General features: G+C 72.8%; 14 protein-coding genes. 7 read left to right on the top strand and 7 right to left on the bottom strand.

Annotated elements, in window-relative coordinates:
• The 5 genes from ACZ6TB_RS11345 to ACZ6TB_RS11325 form a co-directional block, all read right to left on the bottom strand.
• A complete protein-coding gene (locus tag ACZ6TB_RS11345) occupies positions 1–1875 on the bottom strand; it encodes a CheR family methyltransferase (RefSeq protein WP_465553174.1) in 1875 nt (624 codons plus the stop codon).
• 57 nt (positions 1876–1932) lie between these two features.
• The gene (locus ACZ6TB_RS11340) at positions 1933–2931 is read right to left on the bottom strand and encodes an SDR family oxidoreductase (protein WP_465553172.1); all 999 of its coding nucleotides are present in this window, start codon (positions 2929–2931) and stop codon (positions 1933–1935) included.
• 69 nt (positions 2932–3000) lie between these two features.
• Entirely contained in the window at positions 3001–4278 is a 1278-nt protein-coding gene (locus ACZ6TB_RS11335; protein WP_465553170.1) for an alpha/beta hydrolase, read from the bottom strand.
• Positions 4275–4850, bottom strand: coding sequence for a helix-turn-helix domain-containing protein (locus ACZ6TB_RS11330; protein ID WP_465553168.1), 576 nt, complete (start codon positions 4848–4850; stop codon positions 4275–4277). The genes ACZ6TB_RS11335 and ACZ6TB_RS11330 overlap by 4 nt, the downstream gene beginning before the upstream one ends.
• 102 nt (positions 4851–4952) lie before the next feature.
• A complete protein-coding gene (locus ACZ6TB_RS11325) occupies positions 4953–5918 on the bottom strand; it encodes an iron-containing redox enzyme family protein (protein ID WP_465553166.1) in 966 nt (321 codons plus the stop codon).
• A 75-nt stretch (positions 5919–5993) separates the two neighbouring features.
• On the opposite strand from ACZ6TB_RS11325, the gene ACZ6TB_RS11320 reads away from it, so the two are divergent.
• The 5 genes from ACZ6TB_RS11320 to ACZ6TB_RS11300 all read left to right on the top strand — a co-directional run bounded on the left by ACZ6TB_RS11320 (position 5994) and on the right by ACZ6TB_RS11300 (position 9300).
• The gene (locus ACZ6TB_RS11320; RefSeq protein WP_465553164.1) at positions 5994–6209 is read left to right on the top strand and encodes a CDGSH iron-sulfur domain-containing protein; all 216 of its coding nucleotides are present in this window, start codon (positions 5994–5996) and stop codon (positions 6207–6209) included.
• 95 nt (positions 6210–6304) lie between these two features.
• Positions 6305–6646, top strand: a complete 342-nt coding sequence (locus tag ACZ6TB_RS11315; RefSeq protein ID WP_465553162.1) for a hypothetical protein — start codon at positions 6305–6307, stop codon at positions 6644–6646.
• A gap of 16 nt (positions 6647–6662) precedes the next feature.
• Positions 6663–7382: a hypothetical protein gene (locus ACZ6TB_RS11310; RefSeq protein WP_465553160.1), complete on the top strand. Its 720-nt coding sequence runs from the start codon at positions 6663–6665 to the stop codon at positions 7380–7382.
• 21 nt (positions 7383–7403) lie between these two features.
• Complete coding sequence (locus ACZ6TB_RS11305) at positions 7404–8657, top strand: putative T7SS-secreted protein (RefSeq protein ID WP_465553158.1); 1254 nt, start codon at positions 7404–7406, stop codon at positions 8655–8657.
• Complete coding sequence (locus ACZ6TB_RS11300; RefSeq protein ID WP_465553156.1) at positions 8641–9300, top strand: hypothetical protein; 660 nt, start codon at positions 8641–8643, stop codon at positions 9298–9300. Before ACZ6TB_RS11305 ends, ACZ6TB_RS11300 begins: the two co-directional genes overlap by 17 nt.
• Positions 9301–9314: 14 nt before the next feature.
• On the opposite strand, the gene ACZ6TB_RS11295 is transcribed toward ACZ6TB_RS11300, so the two are convergent.
• The gene (locus ACZ6TB_RS11295; RefSeq protein ID WP_465553154.1) at positions 9315–10415 is read right to left on the bottom strand and encodes a phospholipase D-like domain-containing protein; all 1101 of its coding nucleotides are present in this window, start codon (positions 10413–10415) and stop codon (positions 9315–9317) included.
• Positions 10416–11237: 822 nt separating this feature from the next.
• Here ACZ6TB_RS11295 and ACZ6TB_RS11290 point away from each other — a divergent pair.
• Both ACZ6TB_RS11290 and chrA read left to right on the top strand, forming a co-directional pair.
• A complete protein-coding gene (locus ACZ6TB_RS11290; protein ID WP_465553152.1) occupies positions 11238–11930 on the top strand; it encodes an arsenate reductase/protein-tyrosine-phosphatase family protein in 693 nt (230 codons plus the stop codon).
• Positions 11927–13045: a chromate efflux transporter gene (gene chrA, locus ACZ6TB_RS11285; RefSeq protein ID WP_465553150.1), complete on the top strand. Its 1119-nt coding sequence runs from the start codon at positions 11927–11929 to the stop codon at positions 13043–13045. The genes ACZ6TB_RS11290 and chrA overlap by 4 nt, the downstream gene beginning before the upstream one ends.
• 18 nt (positions 13046–13063) lie before the next feature.
• Here chrA and ACZ6TB_RS11280 read toward each other — a convergent pair whose 3' ends face one another.
• The gene (locus ACZ6TB_RS11280; protein ID WP_465553148.1) at positions 13064–14389 is read right to left on the bottom strand and encodes a sensor histidine kinase; all 1326 of its coding nucleotides are present in this window, start codon (positions 14387–14389) and stop codon (positions 13064–13066) included.
• Position 14390: the final 1 nt, after the last annotated feature.

Genomic DNA, 14390 nt, shown 5'->3' with positions numbered 1-14390 from the left:
TCACACCTCCGTCCGCCCCGGGGGATGCCCCGCGCAGCGCGCGCCAAACTCCCCCGCTTCCATCGCGATGACGGCGCCGGCCGGCCCCTCCGATCCGGCCAGGGGACTGCAGGCCACCCGTACGGTGATCGCCCGTCCCCGTCGGTTGACCGCCCGCAGCTCGACGTCGTCCACGTTCCGGTCGCCGGTCAGCGCCTGCCGCACCAGCGGGTGCAGCCGGTCGACGGGCAGCCCGATGTCGAGGTCGAGCAGGTGCTCGCCGACCGCCTCGGCCGGCCGCAGCCCCCACAGGTTCTCGGCCTCCCGGTTCCACACCCGGACTCGCAGGTCACGGTCGACCACCGCGATCCCGGCACGCGGGCCGCCGAGCATGGCGTCGAGGAACGCGTTCGCGTCGTCCCGCTCCCGGCTGCTGCGGCGCAGCTGCTCGTTGATGCTCCGGAGCTCGTCGTTGGCCGACTGCAGCTCCTCGTTCATCGTCTCGAGCTCCTTGTCGGCCGACCGGAGCTCCTCGTTGGTGGTCTCCAGCTCCTCGACCGTGGACTGCAGCTCCTCGTTGGTCGTCTCGAGTTCCTCGTTGGTCGACCGGAGTTCCTCGTACGCCGCCTCGAGCTCGCTGTTCGCGTGCCCGAGCTCGGCCCGCAGCCGCCGGGCCCCGGTCGTGTCGTGGAAGATCACCGTCACGCCGAGCAGGCCGGCCTCGGCGTCGAACAGCGGGCTCACCTGCACGTCGAGATGGACGGTGTCGCCCGGCGAGCGGGTGTACTCGACGTCGGACACGCGCAGCGAGCTCCGGTCGGCCTGCGCCTGATCGATGTGCTTGCACAGCTCGACCGGCCGGCAGGACAGCTCGAGGTCCTGGAGGCGACGACCCACGTCGCACGCCGCCAGGCCGAACAGCTCGTTGGCGTTGCGGTTGCTGAAGGCGACCACGCCGGACGCCGTGACCACGATCTGGGCCAGCGGGTTGGCCAGCAGCGCGGCGTGACGCAGCTGGTCGAGGCCGGCGAGCGGGGTGCGGCCGGACTTCGACGACGGTTCTCCGAAGGCCGCGCCGACCGGCGAGTGGGACACCTTGCGGAAGATGCGGCGCTCGAGGTCGGCCGGCACGAACAGGTGCCCGTGGCTGACCAGCATCTCGGCCTTGCCGAGGAAGAGCACGCCGCCGTCGAGCAGGCCGAAGTGGAACCGGCCGAGGATCCGCGCCTGCGTCTCGGCGGTGAAGTACATCAGCGTGTTGCGGCAGGTCAGGATGTCGACCCGGGAGATCGGGGCGTCCTGCACGAGGTCGTTGCGGCCGAAGATGACGGTACGGCGGAGGTCCTTGCGGAACACGTACCGATTGCCGGTCGGCTCGAAGTAGCGCTCCAGCAGCTGCGGCGGCACCCCGGCGACGGCCCGCTGCCCGTAGCTGCCGTGCCGCGCCTCGGCCAGCTGCTCCTCGTCCACGTCGGTGGCGTAGATCTTCACCCGTTCGCGGTACCGCTCCAGGCCGAGGATCTCGCACAGCGTCATGGCCAGGGTGTAGGCCTCCTCGCCCGAGGCGCACCCGGCGCTCCAGACCCGGACGGGCTCGTCCGCCGGCTTGGTCTCGAGCAGCGGCTCCAGCACGCCGGAGCGCAGGTGGTCCCAGGCGCCGGCGTCGCGGTAGAAGCCGGTGACGTTGATCAGGATGGTGTTGAACAGCGCGGTGAACTCGCCGGGGTGGACCTCCAGATAGTCCCGGTACTCCCCGTACGAGTCGATGGCGACCTGAGTCATCCGGCGGTCGACCCGGCGCCTGAGGCTGGACCTCTTGTAGCCGGTGAAGTCGAAGCCGCGCAGTTCCTTGACGCGCAGCAGCAGTTCCTCGAACGGACTGTCGACCGCTTCCATCCAGTCCCTTCCCGCGAGCTTCGGGTCAAGTTACCGCAACGTTCCGTTCGCCCGGAGTCACCTGGCCCGTCGGGCCAGCGCGCCGAGGCCGAGCGCGGCGACCGTGCCGGCGAGGCCGCCGAGCAGCGCGTGGTTCTGCGACGCCCAGACCTGGAAGCTGCGGGACTTGGACTTGTCGTCGAACTCGCCGTGCGCGCCGAAGTCGTGGCCGCCGGCGTCGTCGGCCGGCTCCCACAGGTTGCCGGGCGCCTTGGGGTCGTGCGGCTGGTCGGTCTGCTGCGAGTCGATTCCGGTACGCGCGAGATAGCGGTCGAGAATGCCCGGCGCGACGGCGTTGGCCAGCAGCGTTCCCGCGGTCGAGGCGCCCACCCAGTACTCCCGGCGGCGCGGGTGGTCGGCCGCGTAGACGATCGCCTGGGCGGCCACCTCGGGCTGGTAGATCGGCGCCACCGGCTGGGCGTGCCGGCGCAGGCGCGAGCGCAGCCAGGAGAACTGCGGGGTGTTCACGGCCGGCAGCTGCACCATCGTGGTGTGCACGCCGCTGTGCTCGTGCAGCAGCTCGCACCGCAGCGCCTCGTGGAAGCCCTGGATGGCGTGCTTGGACCCGCAGTAGGCGGTCTGCAGCGGGATGCCCCGGTAGGCCAGCGCCGAGCCGACCTGCACGATCGCGCCGCGGTCGCGCGGCTTCATCCGGGCCAGGGCGGCGTGCGTGCCGTACACGTAACCGAGGTAGCTGACCTCGGTGACCCGCCGGAACTCGTCCGGCGTGATCTGCGTGAACGGCGCGAACACCGAGGAGAACGCCACGTTGACCCAGATGTCGATCGGGCCGAGCTCGCTCTCCGCCTTGGCCGCCGCGGTGTCCACGGCGGCGTAGTCGGCGACGTCGACCGGCAGCGGCAGCGCCGTCCCGCCGGCGGCGCGGATCTCCTCGGCCGCCGCCTCGAGGCCCTTCTCGCCCCGCGCGAGCAGCGCGACCTTCTCGCCACGAGCTCCGAACCGGCGCGCTACCGCCCGCCCGACGCCGCCACTGGCCCCGGTGACCACCACGGACATGTTGCCTCCCTCATCGGCTCGATGCGGGACGTGTACCCCACCTGCTCCCGGTCCGAACGTGCTCGGCGGTCACTGCATCTCCGTCCCGGCGGCGGAACCGTGCCGTCCGGGACCGTGCCCGGAGCCGACGGTGACCCAGGCGGCGATGTCGGCGACGACGGCCGGGTCCATGTGCTGGGCCGGCTCGTACTCGGCCGGCGTCGACGGGCCCGAACCGCGGAAGAACAGGTGGTTGTCGGCGTCGTAGACGTGAACGGTCACGCCGTGGTGGCCGTCCAGCGCCGCCTTCCAGAGGGCCAGGTCGTCGTCGACGGTGACCTGGTAGTCGCGGCCGCCCTGGAGAAGCAGGATCGGCTTGCCCAGCGCGGCGGCGGCCGCGGCCGGGTCGTAGCCGCGCAGGCCGAGCCAGTACGCGGCGGGGACGCCGAACGGCAGCGACGAGGCCGGCGTCTCGGCCGACAGGCCGGGACTGTCCACGGCCCGCGCCTGCGCGGTCACCGCCTCGACGACCTCGGGGGCGGCCCCGAGGTGGCGGAACTGCCGGACGGCCGACCAGTGCATCGGCTGCGCCCCGCCGGCGAGCAGGATCAGGCCGGCGACGGACGGGTCGGCGGCGGCCACCCGCGGCGCGACGGTGCCGCCGAGGCTGTGGCCGAGCACGAAGACCCGGTCGTGGGCCTCACGCAGGAGCTCCACCGCGGCCCGGGCGTGATGCAGGTATTCGTCGTCGACCGTGAAGGACTCGGTTCGGCCGACCTCGGCCGGGTGCGCGTACGTGACCTTGTCGAACCGCAGCGTGGCGACGCCGGCCGCGGCCAGGCCCCAGGCCAGGTCCTTGAACGGCTTGTTGCGCCCGATGGTCTCGTCGCGGTCGAGCGGGCCCGAGCCGGCGAGCAGGACCACGGCGGCGCGGGTCTCGCCGGTCGCGGGCAGGGCGAGCGTGCCGGGCACGGCGAGCGGGCCGGTCCCGACCGTCACCTCCCGCTCGACCGGCGCGGCGTCCCCGGCGTAGGCCGGCGGCTCCCACGGCCGGGTCGGCTCGGCGGCGGCGGGGGCGGCCACCTGGAGGCCGGTCAGCCAGCCGTCGTCGCTGACGGTGGCGATCAGCGTCGCCGCGCCGTGCGCGAACGTCACCGGCACCCGGATCAGGCCGGCCGCGGGTCCGGCCGGCTCGCTCACCGGCGTGCCGAAGGAGGAAAGCGCGCCGTGCCGGGCGAGCTCGGCCTCCCACACCGCCTTCAGGGTCCCGGGCGCGACCATCGGGCGCAGGTTCGGCGGGAACATCTCGTGGATCTCCGCGAACCGTTCCTCTCGCAGCAGGCCGAGCAGCTTTTCCGCGACGCTCATGATGTCCTCGGTTCGTCAGGTGGCTCGTCGGGGGGCTCGTCGCGTGGCTCGTCGCCGGGCAGGAGCACGGTGGCGAGGATGCGGCGTTGGCGGCCGGGGCGCGGCGGGTTGGCCGCGGCCGGTTGCAGCACGACCAGCAGGTCGCGCAGCAGGGTGGCGAACTCGTCGTCGTCGAGCCAGAGCCCGGCCAGGCGGAAGCTCGCGCGATCGCGGGCCGGGTCGACGTCGTCACGGGCCAGGTAGCGGTCCACGTCGCCGAGCAGGCCGGCCACGAAGGCGAGGAACGCCTGCCGCATCTCGTCACGGCTCATCGCGGCGACCTCGTCGGCGGTGATCAGGGCGGCGCCGGCGCGCAGCACGTACGTCCGCTCGACCCCGCCGCGGACCGACTGCTCGCCGGCGACCTGCAGCACGCCGGCCTCGGCCAGCCGCGCCACCTGGCGGTAGAGGGTCGCGTGCGGCACGTCGCGCAGCTCGGCGGCCAGCGCGCCGGTGGTCAGCGCGCGGTCGCCGAGGAACGCCTGCACGATCCGCAACCGGACCGGATGCAGCAGCAGATCCGCCGACGCCATGAGCCCTCCCCACCGATATCAATAATGATAGCGGTAATCCCGAGGGGCGAGCTGCCAAAGTGACGCGCGCGTACGGCGATCCGGGCGGCCGGCGTCGACGGCTCAGTCGCGCAACGACGAGCGGCCCGCCGCCCACGCGTCCAGCACGGCCTGTGCCCAGCGGTTGTCCAGCGCGAGGGCGCAGCGGGCGCCGTACAGGACCTGGCCGGCCAGCTCCGGCTGGGCGCGGGCGAAACTTCCGCACAGGTCGTGGGCGGCGATCTGCTCGTGCACGGCGTCGGCCTCGACGTGCTCGTCGTAGAACGCCGTCGCGTCGCGGTCGCCGCCCAGACGGCGCAGGCCGTTCGCGTAGGCCCGGTTCGGCAGGGACGACGTCATCTCGTACGCGGCCAGGTGTCCCAGCAGCGCGCCGCGGTTCGCCCGCCGCAGGCCGAACAGCGACATCAGGTTGTTCACCGCCAGCGTCGGGGCGGGCGCCGCCTCGACGTAGGCGCCGTAGGTCAGGTCGAGGCCGAACCAGGACATCGTCTTCTTGAACAGCTCCTGGTGCATCCGGTCGGTGACCCCGCCGCCGTACTCGTCGAGCTGCACCTCGATCAGCGCCGCCTTGGCCCGGCCGCTCAGCCGGGGGATGGCCCACGTGTGCGGGTCGGCCTCGCGCAGGTGGTAGATCGAGCGGTGGGTGACGAACTCGCGGAACTGCTCGTGGGTGGCCCGGCCGCGCAGGTACTTCGAGAGCGACGGACCGTCGTCGGCGGCGACGATCCCGGCCAGGCCGGACGGCACCGAAGCCGGGTCGGCTGCCTGCGGCGGGCCGGCCATGACGCGTACGTCCGCCTCGAATTGATTTTCCAGATCGGCGCGTAACCGAAGCAGATCCAGATCCCACTCCCAGGCGTCGTCGACGCCGTCCCACGACCGGTAGGCCAGCTCGTAGCAGACGAACAGCGCCAGCTGGAGGTCCTCGTCGTCGTCCGGCTCGGCCACTGGCGGCAGCGTGGCCGCCGTGCCGCCGAGCGCGTCGATCACGGCGGCCGACACGGTGCCACGCGGGGCGGGAAGTTTCATGGACCGGCGGATTCCCGCCGCCGGACCAGCTAAACGGCGGGTTTGATCACGCGGTGGCCGGGGATCCATGGCGGCATGCCGGCGACCATCACACCGTACGAGGACGGGCCGCTCATCGTGCGCGGGGACTTCGATCTGCGGACCCCGGACGGTGAGCCGATCGAGCCCGGCCGGGACACGATCGCCCTCTGCCGCTGCGGCCGCTCCGCGATCAAGCCGTTCTGCGACGGCACCCACAAGACCGTCCGGTTCCGCGCCGGAGCGGGCCGGGACAGCGAGCCGCCGCGCTGACGCCGGATCGACCAGGCTCACTCGGGCTGCCCGGGTTTGGTACTGTCCCGACCTACTCACGGTGACGAAATCGGAGTCGGACGGGGCGGTGGGACATGGCGGAGTTCTTCCAGGTCGAGCTGGACACGCTGGGGCAATACATGACCACCCTCCAGCAGGCCCAGCAACACCTCGCCGACCTGCCCAAACTGCTCTCCGGTAACGACACCGAGATCGGCAACGGCAAGCTCAACGACGCCGCCGGGGACTTCCAGCACTGCTGGGAGTACGGGTCCAAGCAGCTCGGCGAGCTGGTCACCGAGACCACCGACGCGGTCCGCGACGTGCAGCAGGCGTACACCGGGACGGATACGGCGATTTCCGACGCCGTGAAGACGCTCGGCCAGCCACTGGGCATCGTCGGGCAGGCCGGTGCCCAGCTCAACCACGCCGGCTGACCCCAGGAGCGCGACCATGGCACCCCCCGACCAGATCCGCCCGGGCTCGGCGCTGGCGACCGACCCCAACCTGGCCGCCCAGCTCGCCGCCGCCCTCCCGTCGCTCGAGTCGGCGGCCGCGTCCGGCGGCAAGCACGAGAAGGAGGCGCTGGCCAACGCCCAGGACACCTGGTCGCTGCTGGCCGCGCTGCCCTGGCAACGGCTCAACTACCGGTGGGGCCGCTGGCAGTCCGAGGCGAACCCCTGGAAGGGCGTGCTGACCTTCGACGCCTGGGAGTCGTACCGCTGGGCGCGCAACGAGGAGACGTTCCAGCTGTTCGACCCGCACAGCGGGCAACGGCTCGGCGAGCTCTACGCGCAGCCCCGGCTGGCCCGGATGGCCGGCAAGCCGTACGACCGGCCCGAGGCCCTGGTGCAGCCCGGCGGCGCGGTCGAGTTCGCCGGCAGCCCGGCCACGATCGGCGTCTACCGCCTGCCGGGCGCGGGGGCGGACATCCGGTTCAGCTGGAACCCGTGGCTCAACCACCTGGCGCTGCGGGACGGCATCGCGGCGCTGCGGTCGGGGGCGGCCGGCCAGCTGCCGCCGCCGTATCAGTTCGTCGACTGGGACCTGCTGGACAAGTACCGCCGCTGGTACACCGAGCAGCCCGACAAGCCGAGCGGCAAAGCGCCGTGGGCGGCCGAGGCGCGGCTCTACCGGCCCGGCGGACCGGCACGATTCGGAAGGTCCCGCTGAGCCGGGGGAAGGGACACATTCATGGGGGCTACCGCGACGTACCCGAACCTGGGTTTTGATCCTTGCCCGGGAAACGTCGACAGCGTGTCGGCGCTGCAAACGAAGATCAACACGGCCGCGACGTCGATGCAGCAGGCCAACGACCTGATGAACCGGCTGCGCAACGACCAGTCGTCGGTGTGGCAGGGCGAGGCCGGCGACGCGTTCCGCCAGCACCTGAACTCCACCCTGATCGAGGACCTGGGCAAGGCCAACCAGTCGCTCAACCAGGCGATGTCCACGCTGCGCGGCTGGGGTGGCTCGCTGGCCGGCTTCCAGCAGCGCGCGACCGCGCTCGAGCAGGAGGCGGCGCAGGCCGTCCAGGAGCTGAACGCGGCGCGCGAGCGGCAGCAGCAGGCCTCCGGCAACCCCGACCTCAAGCTCGCCGGTCAGTACTTCGAGACCAACGAGGAGCTGGAGGGCGCGCAACGGCGGCTGGACAGCGCGGCCCTGGCCCTGCGCAACGCGACCGAGGGGCTGAACGCGGCCGAGGACCGGCTGGAGAGCATCCGCAAGAAGGCGCGCGACCTGCAGGACGAGTGGGACGAGGCGGCGAGCCGGGCGGCCGACGCCCTCAAGGACGCGGCCAAGTTCGCCCCGCACAAGCCGGGCCTGCTCAGCCGGCTCGGCCAGGGCATCGCGCACGCCGTCGACGCGGTCGGCGACTGGGTGATGGACCACCTCGACGACATCCACGCCGTGCTCAGCACGATCTCGGCGATCTCCGGCCTGATCGCGCTCTGCACGCCGCCGCCGATCGACGCGATCGCGCTCGGCGTCTCCCTGGTGGCCGGGGCCGGCGCGCTGGTCACCACGCTCGCCGACCCGAAGGTCCGGGGCGACCTCGGCGAGGTGCTGCACGGCAACTTCTCCGGCAACTGGGGCTCGGTGATCCAGCTCGGCGGCGACGTGATCGGCCTGGTGCCCGGCGTCGGCGTCGCCACCAAGTCGATCAAGGCGGGCAGTGAGCTGTTCGCCGAGGGCGCCCGCGGCTTCCCGACGATCGTCGACATCGGCAGCGCGGTCGCGCACGACCCCGGGTTCGTGATGAACCAGGTCGCCAAGATCCCGAAGATCGGCAACGTGCTCGAGGCGGCGCGGATCCTCGAGCCGGGCGCGCAGCGCCTCGACGGCGCGGTCGCCGACGGGCTCAACTTCGTCAACAAGTCGGTCGGCTCGGCCAAGAAGACGATCAGCACGGTGTGGAACGGAGTGACCGGTGGCGGAGACGACTGACGCGGCGGCGCCGATCTGGCTGTCGATCCCCCAGGGGTACGCGGAACTGCCGCTCGAGAACATCCCGGAGACCATCGAGACGACCCGCAAGCTCGTCGACGAGCTCGGCCCGCCCGAGCAGCGCCAGGCCGCCGACTTCGTGCTGCGCTCGCTCAACGTCTTCCTGATCGCGCTGGCCGAGCGCAACGCGATCTACTGCGGACTCGGCCGCCACCAGTCCGCGCTCAACGGCCAGGTCATCACGTCCACCCTGGTCGCGGCGGTGCTGGACTTCCCGGGCGAGCGCAACCCGCGCCTGGTGCTGCGCGACCTGCTGGTCGGCAAGGCCGAGGCGGCCGAGCACGGCCAGGCCGACATCCTCGACCTGCCGAACGGGCCGGTCGCGTTCTTCGAGCACACGCTGCTGCTGCCGGCGCCGCCGATCCCGGGTCAGCACGTGCTGGCCGAGGGCGCCGAGACCCCGGTGTGGCAGCTGGAGGCGTTCGTCCCGTCCGCCGCCGGCGACCGGCTGGTCACCTTCGAGCTGTCCACCCCGTTCGCCGAGCACGGCCCGCAGTACCGGGCCATGATGATCGCCATGGCCGGCCGGCTGTCGTTCGACCCGCCGGCCGACGCCGACCCGCTGGCCGCCCTGCTCGGCTGACCTGCTCGGCTGACCTAGACCGGGCGGGACAACTTCATGATGATCCGGTCGATCTCGGCGAGGGCGTACGCGGCCAGCTCCTTCTGGGCCACCTTGGCGTCGTCGTCGGTCTCCTCGAGATCGCCCAGCACCACGATGTTCTCGTCGTTGAGGGTGTTGGCCGGGTCGGTGTAGTTGAAGCTGCCGGCGATCACCAGCTGCTGGTCGATCACCATGAGCTTGTGGTGCACCTTGCGCACGCCGGTGCCGGGCGCGTTCTCGTAGAGCTCGGCGCCGGCCGCCTTCAACGGCTGGGTGGCCGCCCACTTCTGGCTGCCCTGCCCGCGGTCGAGCACCCCGCGGATCGGAATTCCGGAGCGCAGCAGCACGCCCATGGTGTCGTCGATGCCGGAGGACTGCGCGAAGGTGAACATCGCGAAGTCGATCCGCTCGCTCGCCTTGAGCATCTGCTTCATGATCTCCATCTCCGGGCCCTGATCCGGCGCGAAGATCGGCTTGACCCGGATCTTGCCGAGGCGGAACTCGGCCGGCCGCGGCTCGCGGCGCTCGTGCAGGGCGCCGAACGTGCCGCTGCGCAGCCGGTCGAACTCGTCCTTGTAGAGGTCGGCGGCCTTCTGCCCGTGCAGCACCACGATGTGGTTGAGGTTGTTGCCCGGCTTGCCCGGCTGGTCGGCCGGGTTGGTGCCGGTGTCGGTCAGCGTGAAGTTCGTCGAGCCGGTCAGCACCGCGGCGGTCGGCTTGCCCGAGTCCCGGACGATGAACTTCTGGTGGAAGATCGCCGGGTTCAGGTCGGTCACCAGGTTGACGCCCGCCCGCAGCAGCGCGCCGTGGATCACCCGGTTGCCCTCGTTGGGTCCGTCCAGGCTCCACGGGTTGGCGATCGGCGGCTCCTCGACCAGGTAGTCGCCCTCGAGGATCAGCTGGATGCGGACCTTGCGCGCCTTGGCCGCCAGGATGGCCTCGGCGATCGCCCGCGAGTCCAGCTCCTGCACGGCGATCAGCAACGACGTGGTCGCCCCGCCGATGAAGTCCCGGATCACCTGATCGAGATCGTCCGGCGCGCCGAGAACCGGCGGTCCGGCGTAGAGCTGCACGCTTCCCAAGTCAACGCCCATGGCCACAGTGTGCGCGGCGCGGGTGTGGCTGCGGTGTCATCCAGACGACCACATCCGCCCGCGATCTCGAAAGTGGCGCGTCAGGGAGGGACTCCGAGAGCACCCCGCTCGCCGAGTACCACCTGAGCCAGGTGCTGGGCGGGACGGTCGACGTCGAGTTCGTGGCGCCCGGCCCGGCCCGGCTCACCCGGCTGGCCGGCGAGCCGGTGCGGTTCAGGGGCGCGGGCCCGGCAACGCCCCGCGACGCCGGGTCTGGCGCGACCCCCGTGCGCACGTCCGCGACCTGGTCGGCGACGGCCCCGGGGTGGCTTGCGTCAGCACCCGGGCGTTGCAGCCGACCTTCCGGCGTCATCTGGAGACCACGCCGAGGGCGAACTGCCGGGTGAGATGGCGGGTCGACCATTGATCAGCTTGCCAGTAGGACGCGTTTACGGCCATCTCGGCCACCAGGTCTCAGGTCGGGTGGCCCCGTGCGCACGTCGAGCACGGTGCAGATCGCGGAATGCCGGTCGATCGGCCCGTACCGGCGCACGATCTCGGCGAACCGTGGGTCTCCGCCGGGTGCCCGGACCGGCTCAGCGAGGGTGGCACCGAACGCGACCAGCAGGCTGAGCAGGTGCGCAGGTTGCGGGCGTCGCCTGCGCGCGCGTATCGGTGAGCAGAGCTGCGCCTGCGCGCGCGTATCGGTAAGCAGAGCTGCGCCTGCGCGCGCGTATCGGTAAGCAGAGCAGCGCCTGCGCGCGCGTATCGGTAAGCAGAGCAGCGCCATCGGCCACGACAGCCCCCGTATTGCATCAAATCAGTTTGATGTAATCTGCGGCGATGACTGAGCCCCCGGTCTTCCTGGCCGCCGCCGGGCATCCGGTGCGGTGGCGGCTGCTGGGCGCGCTGGCCCGCGGCGACCGGTCGGTGCACGAGCTGACGGCGCTGGTCGGGCAGCCGCAAAACCTCGTCTCCTACCACCTGGCGCGGCTGCGGAAAGCGGAGTTGGTCACGGCCCGGCGCAGCAGCGCGGATCGGCGGGACACGTACTACTCGCTCGATCTGGGCCGCTGCTCGGCGCTTCTCGCGGAGACGGGGGGCGCGTTGCATCCGGGGCTGCGGCTGTCGGCGCCCGGGGCGGGGCTCACGGCGTACGGGCGCGTGTTGTTTCTCTGCACCGGGAACAGTGCGCGCTCGCAGATGGCCGAGGCGCTCCTGCGGCGGCGCACGGCGGGCCGCGTCGAGGCTTGCAGCGCCGGGAGCAAACCCAAGGCGATTCATCCGTACGCGGTGAACGCCATGGCCGAGCGAGGCATCGACGTGAGCGGCGCCCGCGCCAAGCACCTGAGCGAGTTCGCGGGCGAGCGCTTCGATCGGGTGGTCACCCTCTGCGACCGGGTGCGGGAAGTGTGCCCGGAGTTCCCGGCCGAGACCGTCCACTGGAGTGTGCCCGAGCCCGTCGCCCGTGCGGACTTCGACGCCGTGGCCGGCGAGCTCGACGGGCGCATCAGATACCTGGTGCACACGCTGTGATCTCGCTCGGCACCGTGCTCCGGGAGTGGGGCCGGATCGGGTGCATCGGCTTCGGCGGGCCGCCCGCGCACATCGCGCTGCTGCGCAAGCTCTGCGTCGACGACCGGAAGTGGATCAGCCCGGCGGAGTTCGAGGACGCCATCGCCGCCTGCAACCTGCTGCCGGGGCCGGCCTCCACCCAGCTGGCGATCTTCTGCGCCTGGCGGGTGCGCGGCCGCGCCGGGGCGCTGGTCGGCGGCGCGGCGTTCATCCTGCCCGGCCTGGTCGTGATCCTCGCCCTGGCCGCGCTGTTCCTCGCCGGCAACCCGCCGGCCTGGGTCACGGCGGCCGGCGCCGGGGCCGGCGCCGCGGTGGCCGCCGTCGCCGTGCAGGCCGGCTGGAGCCTCATGCCGCCGAGCTGGCGCCGGGCCGGCAGCCGCCCGCGCTGGGTGCTCTACCTGCTGCTCGGCGCCGGCGCGGCGGCGACGGTCGGCCCCTGGCTGGTGCTGCTGCTGATCGCGCTCGGCCTGGCCGAGGTGCTCGCCCAGCGCCTGCCGGTCGGCCCGGCGCGACGGCCGGCGCTGCCCGTGCTGGCCGCGACCGGCCTCGGCGGCGGCGTCCTGCTCTCGGTCGCCTGGGTCGCGATCAAGGTCGGCGCCCTCTCGTACGGCGGCGGTTTCGTCATCATCCCGCTCATGCAGGCCGACGCCGTCGGCCACTACCACTGGATGACCGACGCGCAGTTCCTCAACGCCGTCGCGCTCGGCCAGATCACCCCGGGCCCGGTCGTGCAGACCGTGGCGGTGGTCGGCTACGCCGCGGCGGGCCTGGTCGGCGGCGTGCTCGCCTCGGTCGTCGCGTTCAGCCCGTCGTTCGCGTTCATCCTGCTCGGCGCCGACCGCTTCGACCGGCTGCGCGCCGACCCGCGCGTGCGCGCCTTCCTCGACGGCGCCGGCCCGGCCGCGATCGGCGCCATCCTCGGCTCGGCGATCCCGCTGGCCCGCGCCCTGGACGAACCCTGGCAGTACGCGGTCCTGGCCGGCGCCGCGATCCTGGCCCTCCCGCTGCGCCACGGCCCGGTGCTGACGCTCCTCGCCGCGGCGGCGGCCGGCGTGGTCATCGTGCTCGTGTTCTGAAGCCAGGCGGCGGAAAGCTCATGCGCCGGCCACCGGAAGCGACACCGTGACCGTCGTGCCCCGCCCCGGATCCGACGACAGCCGCAGCGTCCCGCCGTGCGCCAGAACGATGGTCTCGACCAGCGACAATCCCAAGCCGAACCCTTCCGTCGTACGCGCCGTGTCCGCCCGCGTGAACCGCTCGGTCGCGTGCGGCAGGAAGTCCGGGTCCATGCCCGCCCCGGCGTCGTGCACGGCCAGCGTCGCCACCTCGCCCTCCACCCGCAGCGTGACGGTGATCGGCGCGGCGCCGTGGCGCACGGCGTTGTCCAGCAGGTTGGTGAGCACCTGCCGCAGCCGGATCGGGTCGGCCCGCACCGTCACCGGGCCGGCCGCGTCGACGCGCACGCCCGGGTAGGGCACGGCGACCTCGCGGGCCAGCGCGGCCAGGTCGGTGTCGGTGGTCGACGGCGCGCCCGGCGTGCCCACGGCGAGCAGCGTGTCGGCCAGCCGCCGCAGCCGATCGGTGTCGGCGGCCAGGTTGCGCAGCGTCTCCTCGAGTTCGGCCGCGGGCCGGGGCCGGCGCAGCGCGAGCTCGATCTCGGTGCTGATCAGGGTGAGCGGGGTGCGCAGCTCGTGGCTGGCGTCGTGCACGAGGCGGCGCTCCCGCACGAGCGCGGCGTCGAGGGCGGCGAGCATGTCGTTGAGGGTGTGCCCGAGCCGGCTGAGCTCGTCGTCGCGCCGGTCCGGCACGTCGAGGCGCAGGGCGGTGGCGCCGGCGGCGATGCGGGCGGCCTCGGTGCGGTAGCGCTCGACCGGCGCGAGCGCGGCGCGGGTCAGCCGGTAGCCGACCAGCGAGGCGACGGCCAGCGCGGCCAGGTTGGCGAGGACGAGCTGGCCGATCAGCTCGCGCAGGGCCTCGTCGCGCTGGTCCCGCCGGGTCGCCAGAACGGCCACGGTCGCGGGGCTCGAGGGCGACCGGGTGAGCGGAACGGCGTAGAGGCGCAGGGTGCCGGCGCGGATCGGGAAGAGATCGCCGCGGTCGGCGTGCAGCGGGCCGGCGCGAGCCCGGGCGACCTGGGCCGGGGTCAGCAGCGCGGCGCCGGCGCGGCCGGGGCTGGCGGACCGGACGCGCCCGGTGGCGTCGAGGATCTGATATTCGGTGCCGGGGGCGAGGGCGGGCGCGACGCCGCCGGCGACGGCGCGGTCGAGCAGGGTCGACTGGGCCGCGAGGTCCTCGTTGAGGCGCAGGTCGAGGGCGTACCGCACCCGCAGGTAGACGAACGCGCCGGCGGCGGTGAGCACGATCAGCATCGCGGCGGCGAAGGCGGCGATGAGGCGTACGCGCAGGGGAATCGAGCCCATC

The sequence above is a fragment of the Actinoplanes sp. NPDC051537 genome, assembly GCF_055586105.1.
Note: the sequence above shows the minus strand (reverse complement) of the source record. Positions and strands in the feature narration are given on the sequence as shown.

Bases quoted from the DNA above. Each gene is read 5' to 3' on its own strand.
- ACZ6TB_RS11330 (WP_465553168.1), bottom strand. From the start codon at position 4,850: ATGGCGTCGGCGGATCTGCTGCTGCATCCGGTCCGGTTGCGGATCGTG.
- ACZ6TB_RS11345 (WP_465553174.1), bottom strand. From the start codon at position 1,875: ATGGAAGCGGTCGACAGTCCGTTCGAGGAACTGCTGCTGCGCGTCAAG.
- ACZ6TB_RS11325 (WP_465553166.1), bottom strand. From the start codon at position 5,918: ATGAAACTTCCCGCCCCGCGTGGCACCGTGTCGGCCGCCGTGATCGAC.
- ACZ6TB_RS11335 (WP_465553170.1), bottom strand. From the start codon at position 4,278: ATGAGCGTCGCGGAAAAGCTGCTCGGCCTGCTGCGAGAGGAACGGTTC.
- ACZ6TB_RS11315 (WP_465553162.1), top strand. From the start codon at position 6,305: ATGGCGGAGTTCTTCCAGGTCGAGCTGGACACGCTGGGGCAATACATG.
- ACZ6TB_RS11290 (WP_465553152.1), top strand. From the start codon at position 11,238: ATGACTGAGCCCCCGGTCTTCCTGGCCGCCGCCGGGCATCCGGTGCGG.
- ACZ6TB_RS11320 (WP_465553164.1), top strand. From the start codon at position 5,994: ATGCCGGCGACCATCACACCGTACGAGGACGGGCCGCTCATCGTGCGC.
- ACZ6TB_RS11310 (WP_465553160.1), top strand. From the start codon at position 6,663: ATGGCACCCCCCGACCAGATCCGCCCGGGCTCGGCGCTGGCGACCGAC.
- ACZ6TB_RS11295 (WP_465553154.1), bottom strand. From the start codon at position 10,415: ATGGGCGTTGACTTGGGAAGCGTGCAGCTCTACGCCGGACCGCCGGTT.
- ACZ6TB_RS11280 (WP_465553148.1), bottom strand. From the start codon at position 14,389: ATGGGCTCGATTCCCCTGCGCGTACGCCTCATCGCCGCCTTCGCCGCC.
- ACZ6TB_RS11340 (WP_465553172.1), bottom strand. From the start codon at position 2,931: ATGTCCGTGGTGGTCACCGGGGCCAGTGGCGGCGTCGGGCGGGCGGTA.
- ACZ6TB_RS11305 (WP_465553158.1), top strand. From the start codon at position 7,404: ATGGGGGCTACCGCGACGTACCCGAACCTGGGTTTTGATCCTTGCCCG.